Raw genomic sequence first — 15,459 nt, 5'->3', positions numbered from 1 at the left:
GATGGGCCAGTGACAGTTCGGTGGGTTTCAATGCCTTACCGATGCTGGCAGGCAAGTAGCACAATGCACGGCAAGCTTTGAGTGACTCGGTAGGCGAAGTGGCGCGTTGCGCTGACTTGATACCCCGCAGGCACGATCAGATAGCATGGCAGGCCACCACAAGACGGCAGTCGGAGTATTCACGGCATGCCAAGACAGATTCATGCAATGAGGGTGTCCCCTTGAACGACATGGCGAAGAACCTGATTCTCTGGTTGATCATCGCAGCAGTGCTGCTGACGGTGTTCAACAACTTCAGCGTCGATACCTCGCCGCAGGCGATGAACTATTCACAGTTCGTCCAGCAGGTGCAGAACGACCGGATCAAGAGTGTGACCATCGATGGTTACACCATTGAGGGTGAGCGGGCCGATGGCTCCAGCTTCACCACCATCCGGCCGGCGGCGTCCGATCCCAAGCTGATGGATGACCTGCTTGCCAACAAGGTGGAGGTCATCGGCAAGAAGCCTGAGCAGCAGTCGCTGTGGACACGCCTGTTGATTGCCAGCTTCCCGATTCTGATCATTCTGGCCATCTTCATGTTCTTCATGCGCCAGATGCAGGGTGGCGGCGCCGGCAAGGGTGGCCCGATGAGCTTCGGCAAGTCCAAGGCCAAGCTGCTGAGCCAGGACCAGATCAAGACCACCTTCAGCGATGTCGCAGGCTGTGACGAAGCGAAGGAAGAGGTCGAGGAACTGGTCGACTTCCTCAAGGACCCCAGCAAGTTCCAGCGTCTTGGCGGTCAGATTCCGCGTGGCGTCCTGATGGTAGGCCCGCCGGGTACCGGCAAGACCCTGCTCGCCAAGGCGATCGCCGGTGAAGCCAAGGTGCCGTTCTTCAGCATCTCCGGTTCTGACTTCGTCGAGATGTTCGTCGGTGTCGGTGCCTCTCGTGTGCGTGACATGTTCGAGCAGGCCAAGAAGCAGGCGCCGTGCATCATCTTCATCGATGAGATCGACGCCGTCGGTCGTCACCGTGGTTCCGGCATGGGCGGTGGTCACGATGAGCGTGAGCAGACGCTGAACCAGCTGCTGGTCGAGATGGATGGCTTCGAGGCGAACGACGGCATCATCGTCATCGCCGCGACCAACCGTCCTGACGTGCTTGACCCCGCGCTGCTGCGCCCGGGCCGCTTCGACCGTCAGGTGACCGTCGCGCTGCCGGACATCCGTGGCCGCGAGCACATCCTCGGCGTCCACCTGCGCAAGGTGCCGATGGGCGATGACGTCGTGCCGGTCAACATTGCACGTGGTACGCCGGGCTTCTCCGGTGCGGACCTGGCCAACCTGGTCAATGAAGCCGCCCTGTTCGCCGCGCGTCGCAACAAGCGTCTGGTCGGTATGGAAGAGCTGGAGCTGGCCAAGGACAAGATCATGATGGGCGCCGAGCGCAAATCGATGGTCATGTCCGAGAAGGAGAAGCGCAACACGGCCTATCACGAGTCTGGCCACGCCATCATCGGCCTGGTGATGCCCGAGCATGACCCGGTCTACAAGGTGTCGATCATTCCGCGCGGTCGTGCGCTGGGTGTGACGATGTTCCTGCCGGAAGAGGATCGCTACAGCTACTCGCGTCAGCAGATCATCAGTCAGATCTGCTCGCTGTTCGGCGGTCGTATCGCCGAAGAGATGACGCTGGGCCCGAACGGTGTCACCACCGGCGCGTCCAACGACATCAAGCGTGCTACCGAGCTTGCCCACAACATGGTCGCCAAGTGGGGTCTCTCCAGCGAGATGGGCCCGATCATGTACGACGAGGACGAGTCCCATCAGTTCCTCGGTGGCCCGGGTCAGGGTGGCGGCAAGCTGAAGTCTGGCGACACCACCTCGCGTCTCGACAAGGAAGTGCGTCGAATCATCGACGAGTGCTACGCCAAGGCGCAGCAGATCCTGGAAGAGAATCGCGACAAGCTGGATGCGATGACCGAAGCGCTGATGACCTACGAAACCATCGATGCCGAGCAGCTGGCGGACATCATGGCAGGTCGTGCTCCGCGTCCGCCGAAGGACTGGGGTGGCCCGGCGAGCGGCGGTGATGGTGGCCTGGTGGCCCCGGTTGCTGACACTCCGAAGGCGGAAGCGCCGGAAGCTCCCAAGGCGGATGATGACGCTGATGGCAGTGAAGATGACGACAGCAACCGCCGTCGCCCGTCTGACCCGCTGGGTGGTCCGAGCGGTCATTGATGGACGCCTGATGTAGACCTGAACTAGGCCTGATTTAGGCCTGATCTAGGCCCAAGGGGCGCCCGATATCGCATGCGATGTCCGAGCCTCTGAAAGGAAAAACGCCCGACTGGCTTGCCAGTCGGGCGTTTTCTTGTCTGCAGCAATGGCGGCCTGTACTGCTGCAGCAATGACGCTGGTGAAGTTAAGGTGCTGCTGATGAGTGGCCTACGCCGTGGCGTGACGGCGTCGACTCATGTCTCTGCACGGGCATTGTCAGCGCCATGATGAGCGTGGGGTGAAAGGTCTGAGCCAATGGCGTTGCCATCTGCTGACGCCCCGTGTGGCGGCCATTCCACGCCTTGCGCGCCATGGGCTGGCTCTTTAAAGTGGTGCGCAATCATTTCTGACCGGGCTGCGAAGCCACCTTCGTGCCCCTCTCGCCTGCATGGAATGCCATGACGAATTCTGCCTTGAGCACGCCTCTCGAGCCTCGAGTGGGCCATCTGATGTCATTGGAGTGCGCTGGACACCATCTCGATCTCTCGCGTCCGCGGGTGATGGGGATTCTCAACGTGACGCCGGACTCCTTCTCGGATGGCGGCCGCAGCGCGACCCTGGACGCCGCGCTGCGCAATGCCGAGCAGATGCTGGCCGATGGTGCCGCGATGATCGATGTCGGCGGTGAGTCGACACGACCCGGGGCGACGCCGGTCAGCACCGAAGAAGAGCTTGAGCGGGTCTGCCCGGTGGTGGAGCGGCTGGTGAGCGAGCTGGGCGCCTTGGTGAGCATCGATACCAGCAACCCGCAAGTCATGCGCGAATCCGCACGGCTGGGGGCCGGCATGATCAATGACGTGCGTGCGCTGAATCGAGACGGCGCGCTCGAGGCCGCCGCTGACAGCGGGCTGCCCGTCTGTCTGATGCACATGCGCGGCGAGCCGGACACCATGCAGCAGGATACGCATTATGCTCAGTCCATCGAGCAGGAAGTCCGGACGTTCCTGGCGGCGCGTATCGCGGCCTGTGAGGCGGCGGGCATCGCGCGTGAGCGACTGCTGCTGGACCCCGGCTTCGGCTTCGGCAAGTCACTGCAAGACAATCTGCGCCTCTATCACCGCATGGCGCAGTTGCATGAATTCAACCTCCCGCTGCTGATCGGCACGTCACGCAAGAGCATGATCGGCAATGCCCTCGGGCGCGCGGTAGAGGATCGCCTGGCTGGTAACCTGGCACTGACGGCATTGGCCGTCCGTGACGGGGCCAGACTGTTTCGCGTTCACGACGTGGCCCCGACTGTCGACGCTGTCGACATGGCATGGGCCGTGCTACAGGAAGGCACGATACGATGAGTCGACGTTATTTTGGTACGGATGGTATTCGCGGCACGGTCGGGGAATTCCCCATCACGCCAGACTTCATGCTCAAGCTGGGCTGGGCGGCAGGCCGTGTATTCGCCCGTCACGGCCGCGGCAAGGTATTGATCGGCAAGGACACGCGCATCTCGGGCTACATGTTCGAATCCGCGCTCGAGTCCGGCCTTTCGGCAGCGGGCGTCGATGTGTCCCTGCTCGGCCCGATGCCGACACCGGGGATCGCCTATCTGACACGCACCTTCCGCGCTGATGCCGGCATCGTCATCTCGGCCTCCCACAACGCCTATCCGGACAACGGCATCAAGTTCTTCTCCGCTGCCGGCACCAAGCTGGATGATGCGCTGGAAGCCGAGATCGAAGCCGAGCTGGACCGCGACATCGTGATCGTCGGCCCGGACAGCCTGGGCAAGGCGTCACGCATCCAGGATGCGGCCGGGCGCTATATCGAATTCTGCAAGTCCACGCTGCCGGGTCGTCTGGGCCTGCATGGCATGAAGGTGGTGCTGGATTGCGCGCATGGTGCGACCTATCACATCGCGCCGAACGTCTTCCGTGAGCTGGGTGCCAAGGTCAGCGTCATCGGCGGTGAGCCGGATGGCCTCAACATCAATCAGGGCGTCGGCTCCACGCACCCGCAGGCGCTGCGCGCGGCCGTCATCGAGCAGGGCGCCGATCTGGGCGTGGCCTTCGATGGGGATGGTGACCGCCTGATCCTGGTCGATGCCGATGGCCGTGTCATCGATGGTGACGACATCCTCTACATGATCGCGCGTGACCGTCACGAGCGCGGTGTGCTGGGTGGTGGTGTCGTCGGCACCCTGATGTCCAACTTCGGCCTGGCGGCTGCGCTGGAAGGCCTAGGAATTCCCTTCGAACGCGCCAAGGTCGGTGACCGCTACGTCATCGAGCGTCTGGAAGCCAATGGCTGGCAGCTGGGTGGCGAATCCTCCGGACACATCGTCTGCAGCCATATCCAGAGCACCGGTGATGGCATCGTCTCGGCGCTGCAGGTGCTGGCGATCATGGCGCGTGAAGAGTGCTCGCTCAGTGAATTGCTGGTCGGCTTCGAAAAGGCCCCGCAGGCGCTGATCAATGTGCGTCTGGCGCCGGGTTGCGACAACAAGGCGCTGATGGCGGCGGATGCCGTGCAGGCCGCAGTGGTCGAAGTGGAACAGACGCTGGGCAACGAAGGGCGCGTGCTGCTGCGCCCCAGCGGCACGGAACCGCTGATTCGCGTCATGGTCGAAGGGCGTCCGCACTTCGATGTCGATGCGCTGGCGGGTCAGATCGCCGCGACGGTCGAATCCAGCATGTCGGCGTGATGCGCTGACAAGGCAGCTCGCCGGGGCGACGGTTCACGTCGCTGAGCGGTCGGGTTGCACAGGACGACAACAGGCGCCGAGTGCGCCTGTTGTCGTTTCTGGCAGTTGCCCCGAGCCTGATCGTGCCGGATCACGGGGCTTGACAGGGGTCGCGAAGGTTGTCAGTCAAGGGCGGCTCCATTACCATCCTCGCACTGCTCACAAGGGAGAAGCACATGCGTACACCGCTGATTGCCGGAAACTGGAAGATGAATGGTGATCTTGCCCTGGTCGATGAGTTTGCCCGGGGCCTGCAGGCGGCTGAGCTGCCGCAGGGCATTCAGGTGGCGCTGGCAGTGCCTTTCCCTTATCTGAGTGCCGCTCGCGCGAGCATGCCTGTGAGCGTGGCGCTGGCGGGGCAGACGCTGAACCCGGCGAGCGAGGGTGCCTTTACCGGCGAAGTGGCGGGTCAGATGCTCAAGGATGTCGGTGCCGCGATGGTGCTGGTCGGTCACTCGGAGCGTCGAAGCCTGTATGCTGAAGACGATGCGGCGGTACTGGCGCGTGTCGAGGCGGCGCTTGCCGCTGGCCTCACACCGGTGCTGTGCGTCGGTGAGACGCTCGAGGAGCGTGAAGCCGGTGACACGGAGCGTGTCGTGCTGGGACAGCTGGAGGCGGTGTTCTCCGCGCTCTCCGCCGATGCGCGCACGCGTCTGGTCGTCGCCTATGAGCCCGTCTGGGCCATCGGTACCGGGCGCACCGCCTCGCCCCAGCAGGCGCAGGAGGTCCATGCGGCCATTCGCGCGCGCCTGGCCGAGTGGTCTGCCTCGCTCGCCGAGGCAATGCAATTGTTGTACGGCGGCAGCATGAAAGCTGCCAATGCCGCCGAGCTGCTTGCGCAGCCGGATATCGACGGCGGTCTCGTGGGCGGTGCCTCGCTCCAGATCGACGAATTCCTAGCCATTTGCCAGTCTGCAGGTTGAATCTCATGCAAGTAGCCGTTCTGATGGTCCATGTGGTACTCGCGGTCGCGCTGATCGTGCTCGTCCTTCTCCAGCAGGGCAAGGGTGCCGAAGCTGGCGCTGCCTTTGGTGGCGGTGGTGCTTCCCAGACCGTTTTCGGGTCCAGCGGTAGCGGCAACTTCCTCGCGCGCTTCACGGGTGTTCTGGCCGCGGGCTTCTTCGCGACCTCTCTGACACTGGCCTGGTTCGCGTCCAACGCCAACCAGCCGTCTGTCGAAGCGGGCATTCCGAATGCCAGCGTGATCGAGCAGCAGAAAAATTCACTGCCATCACTTGACGACTCCGAGGAAAGTGTGGAGAATACGTCGCCAGTGCTTGAGGAAAGCGGCAACGCAGACCAACCAGCACTCTAAGGAATTCAAGGCGTTAACTTTGAATTCTTCCGGGTAACGTCTCAGGCGATACCCGCCCCCGTGCCGAAGTGGTGGAATTGGTAGACACGCTATCTTGAGGGGGTAGTGACCTTATGGTCGTGGGGGTTCAAGTCCCCCCTTCGGCACCATCTTGTTAGATCGATTGGCAGTCTGGACGCAACTCTGCCACCTTGGAAAGACGTCATTCCTTGACCTCCTTTTTCGGTGACATTACCATCGTCCGACTATTGTTGCGGGGTGGAGCAGTCTGGTAGCTCGTCGGGCTCATAACCCGAAGGTCATCGGTTCAAATCCGGTCCCCGCTACCAAGTTTCTTGAAAGGCCCCTTCCTATGAAGGGGCTTTTTGTTAGCACCAGTGCCAATCAGCCACCTAGCTCTCTTCTCTACTCCCGGTCAGGTGCCTGATGCAACTGCTGTAGGAGCCTCGTCTGTGTCAACCAAGGACGCTGCGCTTAACGCGCTTATCGATCCAGTCGTCTCTGCTCTGGGCTTCGAGCTCTGGGGTATCGACTATCTCTCCCAAGGCAAGCAGTCCCGTCTGGTGATCTATATCGACCATCCCGATGGCATTACCGTGGACAACTGCGCAAACGTCAGTCGTCAGGTGGGTGCCGTACTGGATGTCGAAGACCCCATTACCGGTCAGTTCCAGCTTGAAGTCTCGTCTCCAGGCATGGATCGTCCGTTGTTCACGCTTGACCAGTACGAGCGCTACATCGGTCACGTGGTGGCACTGCGACTTCGCCAGGCCTTCGATGGCCAGCGCAAGTTCCAGGGGCTGGTGACTGGCACCGAAGACGGTGATGTCGTGATCCGGGTCGATGAAGAAGAATACTGCTTTCCCATTGAAAGCATCGACCAGGCACGCATTGTGCCGCAGTTCAAATAACTGACGTTGTCGGCACACCGCTCGCGTTGCGAGCCCGGGTCGATGCGCAAGGACAGGTTTCTGGCGAGGCAAAGTCATGAGCAAAGAGATTCTGCTGGTCGTTGACGCCATCTCCAACGAGAAAGGCGTGCCGCGGGATGTGATTTTCGAAGCCGTCGAAGCGGCATTGGCTTCGGCGTCACGCAAGCGTTTCGATCAGGAAGAGGCGGATATCCGCGTCAAGATCGATCGTGTCACCGGTGATTACGCGACCTACCGTCGCTGGACCGTCGTCGAAGACGACGAGTTCGAGACGCCGGACTACGAGATCAAGGCCAGCATCGCCGAACAGCGCGAAGAGCCGCTGGCGCTGGGTGCCGTGGTCGAGAAGCAGATCGAATCCGAAGCGTTCGGTCGCATCGCTGCACAGACCGCCAAGCAGGTCATCGTGCAGAAGGTGCGCGAGGCCGAGCGTGCGGAAGTGGTGCGCCTTTACGCCGAGCGTGAAGGTGAGCTGGTCGCGGGTATCGTCAAGAAGACGACACGTGATGGCCTCATCATCGATCTGGGCGACAACGCCGAAGGCTTCCTGCCGCGCGGTGAGATGATTCACGGCGAGCGCTACCGCTTGAACGAGCGGGTTCGTGCCCTGCTGTGGAAAGTCGACGCGGATGCTCGTGGTTCTCAGCTGATCCTGTCGCGTACGCGTCCTGAGCTGATCATCGAGCTGTTCAAGATCGAAGTCCCGGAAATCGCCGAGCAGCTGATCGAGATCAAGGGTGCTGCCCGTGATCCGGGCTCGCGCGCCAAGATCGCGGTCAAGAGCAACGACAAGCGCATCGATCCGATCGGTGCCTGTGTCGGCATGCGTGGTTCACGCGTGCAGGCCGTGTCCAATGAACTGCGTAACGAACGCGTGGATATCATCCTGTGGGATGACAATCCTGCCCAGCTCGTCATCAACGCCATGGCGCCGGCAGATGTCGGTTCCATTCTGGTCGACGAAGACACCCATTCCATGGATGTCGCTGTCGCTGCGGACAACCTGGCTCAGGCCATCGGTCGCAGCGGTCAGAACGTTCGTCTGGCCAGTGAGCTGACCGGTTGGCAGCTCAACGTCATGACCGAGGCGGAAGCCGAGGGCAAGCGCGAGCAGGAAATCGACAGTTTCGTCGAATATTTCATCACTCATCTCGAGATTGAAGAGGATCTAGCCCGTGTCCTGGTGGACGAGGGCTTCACCTCACTCGAGGAAATCGCCTATGTCCCGCTCGAGGAAATGCTCGAGGTCGAGGGCTTTGACCAGGATCTGGTCGAGGAGCTGCGCGCTCGGGCCAAGGATGAACTGCTGAATCTCGCCATCGCCACTGAAGAGCAACTGGACGGCGCACAGCCGGCCGAAGACCTGCTCAACATGGAAGGCATGGAGAGTCATCTGGCATACATCCTGGCCAGCAAGGGTATCGTCACCATGGAAGACCTTGCTGAGCAGGCCATCGATGATCTGAAAGACATCGAAGGCGTCGACGAAGAGCGAGCAGCGGCGTTGATCATGACCGCCCGCGCGCCCTGGTTCGCAAGCGAACAGTAACTAGGTCACGGGCTCAGGAGGGTCGTACATGTCAGAAATGACAGTCAAAGAATTCGCCAAGAAGGTGGGCCGCGAGTCAGCCCGCCTACTGGAACAGATGCATGAAGCGGGTCTGAAGCACAAGTCAGAGAACGACGCCGTCTCTGAGGTCGACAAGCAGAAGCTGCTTGATCACCTCACCAAGAGCCACGGTGGTGGCGCCGCTCCGGCAGCGCCCAAGAATCGCATTACCCTGACCCGCAAGACCAAGTCTCGCATCAACACGGGTAGCGGTCGCGGCAAGTCCATCGAGGTGCAGGTGCGCAAGAAGCGTACCTACGTCAAAGAGGGCGAAGAGCAGGCTGCAGAAGCGCCGGCTGCTGCTGCACCGGCAGCTGCCGTTGCGGACAAGCCGGCTGCGGCACCGCAGCGCGAAGAGCGTCGTGGCAATGACAACCGTCGCGAAGAGCGTCCGCGTCAGAGTGCACCGGCTGCTGCCGCTGCACCGGCCGCCGACGCTGCGCCGGAAGTCAATGCGCCGCCGAAGGAGCCGCGTGGTGATGCACCGCGTCGCGCCAAGGCTGCGCCGCGTGATGAATCACGTGATCGTCGCGAAGCCCGTGAAGACCGTAGTGAACGCAAGCGTGGCGGGGCCAAGAAGGTCAAGCGCGCCGAGCGTCGCGGTGGTCGTCGTGGTGGCCGTGATGCCAACCGTCAGCCGCCGAAGCCGGTCCAGACCTTCGTCCGTGAAGTCTCCATCCCTGAGTCCATCTCAGTGGCAGACCTCGCCGACAAGATGGCCGTCAAGGCGTCTGAAGTGATCAAGACCATGTTCAACATGGGCGCTGCGGTCACCATCAACCAGACGATCGATCAGGAAACCGCGACCATCGTGGTCGAGGAAATGGGCCACACGCCCAAGCTGATCAAGGATGACGCACTCGAGACAGCCGTTCTCGAAGGCATCTCCTACGAAGGTGAGCAGATCACCCGCGCGCCGGTCGTTACCGTCATGGGTCACGTCGACCACGGCAAGACCTCGCTGCTGGATTACATCCGCCGCACCAAGGTCGCCACAGGTGAAGCGGGTGGTATCACCCAGCACATCGGTGCCTACCACGTCGAACACGACAACGGTGACATCACCTTCCTGGATACCCCGGGCCACGCGGCGTTCACCGCCATGCGTGCTCGTGGTGCCAAGGCGACCGACGTCGTCATCCTGGTGGTGGCTGCCGATGATGGCGTGATGCCGCAGACCATCGAGGCTGTCGAGCACTCCAAGGCCGCGGGTGTCCCGATGGTCGTGGCGGTGAACAAGATCGACAAGCCGGGTGCTGATCCGGACCGCGTCAAGAATGAGCTGTCCCAGCACGGTGTCATCTCCGAGGAGTGGGGTGGTGATACCCAGTTCGTCCACGTTTCCGCCAAGACCGGCGAAAACATCGACGCGTTGCTCGAAGGTGTCCTGCTGGTCTCCGAAGTTCTCGAACTTCAGGCCGTGCCGTCCGCGCCGGGTAAAGGCGTCGTGGTCGAGTCCCGTCTCGACAAGGGCCGTGGTCCGGTCGCGACCGTGCTGGTCCAGAACGGTACGCTGAAGAAGGGCGATATCGTCCTCGCCGGCCTGCATTACGGCCGTGTGCGTGCGCTGATCAACGAACTCGGCAAGCAGGTCGATTCCGTGGGTCCGGCCATGCCGGTCGAGATCCAGGGCCTGGGTGGCACGCCGGACGCCGGTGAAGAGTTCACCGTGGTCCCGGACGAGAAGAAGGCACGTGAAGTCGCCAACTTCCGTCAGGGCAAGTACCGCGAAGTGCGCCTGGCTCGTCAGCAGAAGGCCAAGCTGGAGAACATGTTCTCCCAGATGGGCCAGGACGAAGTCGCCAAGGTCAACGTCGTCCTCAAGGCCGACGTGCAGGGTTCTCTGGAAGCCATCCGTGGCGCGCTGGAAGAACTCTCCACCGAAGAAGTCAAGGTGGCCGTGGTCTCTTCCGGTGTCGGTGGTATCACCGGTACCGATGCCAACCTGGCACTCGCTTCCGAAGCGATCCTGGTCGGCTTCAACGTCCGTGCTGACGCCTCCGCGCGTGAGATCGTCGAACGTGAAGGTCTGGATCTGCGCTACTACAGCGTCATCTACCAGCTGATCGACGAGGTCAAGCTGGCCATGACTGGCATGCTGGCACCGGAATTCCGCGAGCAGATCGTCGGTGTTGCCGAAGTGCGCGATGTCTTCAAGGCACCGAAGATCGGCGCGATCGCCGGTTGTATGGTCGTCGAAGGCAACATGTACCGCTCCAAGCGCATCCGCGTGCTGCGTGACAACGTGGTCATCTATGAAGGCGAGCTGGAATCCCTGCGCCGCTTCAAGGATGACGTCAACGAAGTCCGCAACGGCATGGAATGTGGTATCGGCGTCAAGAACTACAACGACGTGCAGGTTGGCGACAAGATCGAGGTGTTCGACCAGATCCAGGTCGAGCGCACGCTCTGATAGCGCCCCTGCAAGGAGAGATCACGGATGCGTGAATACAGCCGTACTGACCGCGTGGCGGACCAGATCCAGCAAGAGCTCGCGCTGTTGATTCAGCGCGAGGTCAAGGACCCGCGCCTTGGCATGCTGACGGTCAGCGCCGCCAAGGTCAGCCGCGACCTGTCCTACTCCGATGTCTACGTGACCCTGCTGGGTGACGACAGCCCGGAACGCATCAAGGAAAACCTCGCCGTGCTCAAGCGCGCGGCAGGTTTCCTGCGCTCCCAGCTGGCGCGCACCATTCAGCTGCGCCACGTGCCGGAACTGCGTTTTCATTACGATGAAAGCGTCGTTCGTGGCCATCATCTGTCCTCACTGATCAACGATGCGGTCGCCGACGATCGCAAGCGCAGTGCTGAACGCGGTGATGACGACAGCGAAGATGGTGCCCCGGGCACCACGCCGGACGCCTGATGGCGCGTCGTCGTCGCGGCTTGCCGATCGATGGCGTTCTGTTGCTGGACAAGCCCAAGGGCATGTCCAGCAACTATGCGCTTCAGATGGCTCGTCGCCTCTACCAGGCGCAGAAGGCCGGTCATACCGGTACGCTCGACCCGATGGCGACCGGCTTGTTGCCGGTCTGCTTCGGGGAAGCGACCAAGTTCTCCTCGCATCTTCTCGAGGCAGACAAGGTCTATCGGGCACGGATCAAGTTTGGCCAGGTCACCGATACCGGTGATGCGGAAGGCACGGTGATTCGCGAGCGGGAGATTCCCGAGATTGCGCAGGCCGAGCTGGACGCGGTGCTGGACAGGTTCCGTGGCGAGATAGATCAGGTACCGCCGATGTACTCCGCGCTCAAGCACCAGGGACGTCCGCTCTACGAGCTGGCGCGCCAGGGGATTGAAATCGAGCGTGCAGTCCGTCGCGTTACCATCTACAATATGGCGCTTCTTGCGCGGCACTCCGATGGCATCGAGATCGAAGTGGCGGTCAGCAAGGGTACCTACATACGCAGTCTGGCCGAGGATATCGGCGAGGCGCTGGGCTGTGGAGCCCACCTCACGGCACTGCGTCGTCTCAAGACGGGCCCGTTCACGGGTGATGCCATGCTGGATTTCGAGCGCCTCGAGGCGCTGGCTGACCAGCAGGCACGTGAAGGCGTTCTGTTACCTGTCGACATCCTGCTCGATCATCTCCCGCGTCTCGACATCACTGCCGAGATGGCGCGGATGATATTGCGTGGTCAACAGGCTGAAACGACGACAGGGTCGCTGGAAGTGGACTCCCTGGCTCGTGTGTATCAGGACCAGCAGTTGCTCGGGCTGGTCCGGATTGCGGCGGAGGGCGTCATCGCTCCTCGCCGACTGCTCAGTTCTGCCGTCGAGGCGGCGGCTGGGTGAGCTGATTGCGGCCTCGCCGCAAGCCGCATGAAGACTGCAAATATGCGTGGTCTTCGACATTTCTAATCTATCAAGCATATTGCTTACTGGAGAGACAGATGGCACTTACCGCTGAGAAGAAGGCTGAGATCGTTACCGAATTCGGCCGTGGCGAGAACGACACCGGTTCCCCGGAAGTTCAGGTTGCTCTGCTGAGCGCCAACATTGATGGCCTGCAGGGTCACTTCAAGGCCAACAAGCAGGATCACCACTCCCGTCGTGGTCTGATCCGCATGGTCAACCAGCGCCGCAAGCTGCTTGACTACCTCAAGCGCAAGGACTTCGAGCGTTACACCGCTCTGATCCAGCGTCTGGGTCTGCGTCGCTAATCAGCGATGTTGCCGCCATGCACTTCGGTGCATGGCGGGCCCCCGGTGGGCACAGGAAAACCGACACTGCCTGCGGGCGGTGTCGGTTTTTTTGTGCCTGATACCGAGGTGATCCGGGCTTCAGATCAGAGGCTCGACCCGCGCTGCAGCCCGCTTGTCGCGTGGGATCAACCCGCTTTTCATTGCCTGTGGCGCGCTTTACCATGAGCGCCTGGCATCGATGACTATCAGATTAAAGGACATGCGCCGTGAACCCGGTAACGCACAGCTTCCAGTACGGTAATGACACCATCACCCTCGAGACCGGCCGCATCGCGCGTCAGGCGACCGGTAGCGTGATGGTGACCATGGGCAATACCTCGGTGTTGTGCACCGTGGTGGCCAAGGCGTCGCCGAAACCCGGCCAGTCCTTCTTCCCGTTGTCGGTCCATTATCAGGAGAAGGCCTACGCGGCGGGGCGTATCCCCGGCGGCTTCCTCAAGCGCGAAGGGCGTCCCACCGAGAAGGAAACCCTGACCTCACGCTTGATCGACCGTCCGATGCGCCCGCTGTTTCCCGAAGGCTTCATGAATGAGGTGCAGGTGGTCTGCACGGTGATGTCGGCGGAGCGCAATGTCGACCCCGACATCGCGGCACTGCTCGGCACCTCTGCAGCGCTTTGCATCTCTGGTGTGCCCTTCGCTGGCCCCGTGGGCGCGGCGCGCGTCGGCTTCAGCGAGCAGCGCGGCTACTTCCTGAATCCCGGCTACAGCGAACTGGCGCATTCCGAGCTGGACATGGTGGTGGCGGGCACCGAGAAGGCCGTGTTGATGGTCGAGTCCGAAGCCCAGGAGCTGCTGGAAGACGAGATGCTTGGTGCCGTGCTCTATGGCCATCACGAGATGCAGAAGGCCATCACGGGGATCGAGACGTTCGCCGCCAAGGTCAATCGTCCCAAGTGGGCGTGGGTGCCGCAGAAGCTCGACCGTGTGCTGGTCGAGGCGCTGGAGCAGAGCTTCGCCACCCAGATCGGTGATGCCTATCGCCTGAGTGACAAGATGGCGCGTCAGGACAGTCTGTCGGCGCTCAAGGCGCAGGCCATCGATCTGCTGGGCGCCGAGGATGATGCGCGCTTCAGTGTCGAGGCCGTGGCGACGGCTTTCGCGGCGCTCGAGAAGCGTATCGTGCGTCAACGTGTGATCGCCGGTGAGCCGCGTATCGATGGTCGTGATACCCGTACCGTGCGACCGCTGGACATGGCGGTGGGCGTGTTGCCCAAGGCGCATGGCTCGGCGCTGTTCACCCGCGGTGAGACCCAGGCGATCGCCACTGCCACCCTGGGGACCACGCGCGATTCACAGCTGATCGAAGGACTGTCCGGCGAGAAGCAGGACCGCTTCATGCTGCACTACAACTTCCCGCCCTACTGCGTCGGCGAGACGGGCTTCATCGGCGCGCCCAAGCGGCGTGAGATCGGTCATGGGCGTCTGGCGCGTCGGGGCATCGAATCCATGCTGCCGTCGCTGCAGGCCTTCCCCTACGCGATCCGTGTCGTCTCCGAGATCACCGAATCCAATGGTTCGAGCTCGATGGCGTCCGTGTGTGGCGCCTCGCTTGCGCTGATGGACGCCGGTGTGCCGCTCAAGGCGCCGGTCGCGGGTATCGCCATGGGGCTGGTCAAGGACGCCAATGGCGTCGCGATACTGACCGATATCCTCGGCGATGAGGATCACCTCGGCGACATGGACTTCAAGGTCGCGGGGACCGCCGAAGGCGTTACCGCGCTGCAGATGGACATCAAGATCGAGGGGATCGACGAGGAGATTCTTGAGCAGGCGCTGGAACAGGCCCTCGAGGCACGCCTGACCATCCTCGCGCAGATGAATGAGGTGCTGGCCGCCAGTCGTCAGGAAGTCTCGGACAATGCCCCGGCGATGCTGTCCCTCAAGATCGCGCCCAACAAGGTGCGTGACGTGATCGGCAAGGGCGGCTCCACCATCCGCAAGATATGTGAAGAGACTGGCGCCAATGTCGATCTCGATGATGATGGCAGCGTGCGCATCTATGCCGAGCACAAGGCGCAGGCACAGGCGGCTGCCAAGTACGTCGAGGGCATCATTGCCGAGGCCGAGATCGGCAAGCTCTATGCCGGCAAGGTGGCGCGCATCGCCGACTTCGGTGCCTTCATCACCTTCATGCCGGGCACCGATGGTCTGCTGCACATCTCGCAGATCGTCGAGGAGCGGGTCAATGACGTACGTGACTACCTCAACGAAGGCGATGAAGTGGTGGTCAAGGTGCTCGACATCGATAACCGCAATCGCGTCAAGCTGTCGCTGAAAGAGATCAGCGAAGAAGAGAAGGCGGCCTTTGCCGCTGCTCAGGCTGAAGAGGCCGCCGCCCAGGACTGACAGATCGTCGCGGATCGTCCCCGCCCCGGTCTTGCCTGCTCTGCTTGAGAGGTGAGCCCTCCGGGCAAGAAAAAGCCCTCGCCAGGTCGCTGGCGGGGGCTTTTGCATATCT

12 protein-coding genes and 2 tRNA genes are annotated in these 15,459 nt (G+C 62.0%); all 14 read left to right on the top strand.

Translation table 11 applies throughout. The annotated features are described in order from the left end of the window. The first annotated feature begins 221 nt into the window (after nt 1-221). The 14 genes from ftsH to pnp all read left to right on the top strand — a co-directional run bounded on the left by ftsH (nt 222) and on the right by pnp (nt 15,347). On the top strand, nt 222-2,222 hold the full coding sequence (gene ftsH, locus R2R70_RS09520; protein WP_054556443.1) for an ATP-dependent zinc metalloprotease FtsH: 2,001 nt from the start codon (nt 222-224) through the stop codon (nt 2,220-2,222). Nucleotides 2,223-2,659: 437 nt separating this feature from the next. Continuing rightward, nucleotides 2,660-3,553, top strand: coding sequence for a dihydropteroate synthase (gene folP / locus R2R70_RS09515; protein WP_410977899.1), 894 nt, complete (start codon nt 2,660-2,662; stop codon nt 3,551-3,553). Further along, the gene (gene glmM, locus R2R70_RS09510) at nt 3,550-4,899 is read left to right on the top strand and encodes a phosphoglucosamine mutase (RefSeq protein ID WP_043333386.1); all 1,350 of its coding nucleotides are present in this window, start codon (nt 3,550-3,552) and stop codon (nt 4,897-4,899) included. Before folP ends, glmM begins: the two co-directional genes overlap by 4 nt. 215 nt (nt 4,900-5,114) lie before the next feature. Continuing rightward, nucleotides 5,115-5,861 (top strand): triose-phosphate isomerase, encoded by a 747-nt coding sequence (tpiA, locus tag R2R70_RS09505; protein WP_043333389.1) that lies wholly within the window; start codon nt 5,115-5,117, stop codon nt 5,859-5,861. A gap of 5 nt (nt 5,862-5,866) precedes the next feature. Next, the gene (secG, locus tag R2R70_RS09500) at nt 5,867-6,253 is read left to right on the top strand and encodes a preprotein translocase subunit SecG (protein WP_043333391.1); all 387 of its coding nucleotides are present in this window, start codon (nt 5,867-5,869) and stop codon (nt 6,251-6,253) included. Nucleotides 6,254-6,315: 62 nt separating this feature from the next. Beyond that, nucleotides 6,316-6,402 (top strand) — tRNA-Leu (locus R2R70_RS09495). Between the two features lie 103 nt (nt 6,403-6,505). Continuing rightward, nucleotides 6,506-6,582, top strand: a tRNA-Met gene (locus R2R70_RS09490). A gap of 123 nt (nt 6,583-6,705) precedes the next feature. Further along, on the top strand, nt 6,706-7,164 hold the full coding sequence (gene rimP, locus R2R70_RS09485; RefSeq protein WP_043333393.1) for a ribosome maturation factor RimP: 459 nt from the start codon (nt 6,706-6,708) through the stop codon (nt 7,162-7,164). 76 nt (nt 7,165-7,240) lie between these two features. Then, a complete protein-coding gene (nusA, locus tag R2R70_RS09480) occupies nt 7,241-8,734 on the top strand; it encodes a transcription termination factor NusA (RefSeq protein ID WP_054556444.1) in 1,494 nt (497 codons plus the stop codon). A gap of 28 nt (nt 8,735-8,762) precedes the next feature. Then, nucleotides 8,763-11,207 (top strand): translation initiation factor IF-2, encoded by a 2,445-nt coding sequence (gene infB, locus R2R70_RS09475; RefSeq protein ID WP_043333398.1) that lies wholly within the window; start codon nt 8,763-8,765, stop codon nt 11,205-11,207. 27 nt (nt 11,208-11,234) lie between these two features. Continuing rightward, nucleotides 11,235-11,660, top strand: coding sequence for a 30S ribosome-binding factor RbfA (rbfA, locus tag R2R70_RS09470; protein WP_043333400.1), 426 nt, complete (start codon nt 11,235-11,237; stop codon nt 11,658-11,660). After that, entirely contained in the window at nt 11,660-12,589 is a 930-nt protein-coding gene (gene truB, locus R2R70_RS09465) for a tRNA pseudouridine(55) synthase TruB (RefSeq protein ID WP_410977898.1), read from the top strand. The genes rbfA and truB overlap by 1 nt, the downstream gene beginning before the upstream one ends. A 98-nt stretch (nt 12,590-12,687) precedes the next feature. Next, nucleotides 12,688-12,957: a 30S ribosomal protein S15 gene (rpsO, locus tag R2R70_RS09460; protein ID WP_024952154.1), complete on the top strand. Its 270-nt coding sequence runs from the start codon at nt 12,688-12,690 to the stop codon at nt 12,955-12,957. Between the two features lie 248 nt (nt 12,958-13,205). Further along, nucleotides 13,206-15,347 carry a polyribonucleotide nucleotidyltransferase gene (pnp, locus tag R2R70_RS09455; protein ID WP_410977897.1) on the top strand — a complete coding sequence of 714 codons (2,142 nt, stop codon included), beginning with the start codon at nt 13,206-13,208 and terminating at the stop codon, nt 15,345-15,347. Nucleotides 15,348-15,459: the final 112 nt, after the last annotated feature.

It is taken from the genome of Cobetia sp. SIMBA_158, from assembly GCF_046566945.1.
In the GTDB taxonomy this organism is placed as follows: domain Bacteria; phylum Pseudomonadota; class Gammaproteobacteria; order Pseudomonadales; family Halomonadaceae; genus Cobetia; species Cobetia amphilecti.
Note: the sequence above shows the minus strand (reverse complement) of the source record. Positions and strands in the feature narration are given on the sequence as shown.

Bases quoted from the DNA above. Each gene is read 5' to 3' on its own strand.
- folP (WP_410977899.1), top strand. From the start codon at position 2,660: ATGACGAATTCTGCCTTGAGCACGCCTCTCGAGCCTCGAGTGGGCCAT.
- glmM (WP_043333386.1), top strand. From the start codon at position 3,550: ATGAGTCGACGTTATTTTGGTACGGATGGTATTCGCGGCACGGTCGGG.
- tpiA (WP_043333389.1), top strand. From the start codon at position 5,115: ATGCGTACACCGCTGATTGCCGGAAACTGGAAGATGAATGGTGATCTT.
- secG (WP_043333391.1), top strand. From the start codon at position 5,867: ATGCAAGTAGCCGTTCTGATGGTCCATGTGGTACTCGCGGTCGCGCTG.
- nusA (WP_054556444.1), top strand. From the start codon at position 7,241: ATGAGCAAAGAGATTCTGCTGGTCGTTGACGCCATCTCCAACGAGAAA.
- infB (WP_043333398.1), top strand. From the start codon at position 8,763: ATGTCAGAAATGACAGTCAAAGAATTCGCCAAGAAGGTGGGCCGCGAG.
- rbfA (WP_043333400.1), top strand. From the start codon at position 11,235: ATGCGTGAATACAGCCGTACTGACCGCGTGGCGGACCAGATCCAGCAA.
- truB (WP_410977898.1), top strand. From the start codon at position 11,660: ATGGCGCGTCGTCGTCGCGGCTTGCCGATCGATGGCGTTCTGTTGCTG.
- rpsO (WP_024952154.1), top strand. From the start codon at position 12,688: ATGGCACTTACCGCTGAGAAGAAGGCTGAGATCGTTACCGAATTCGGC.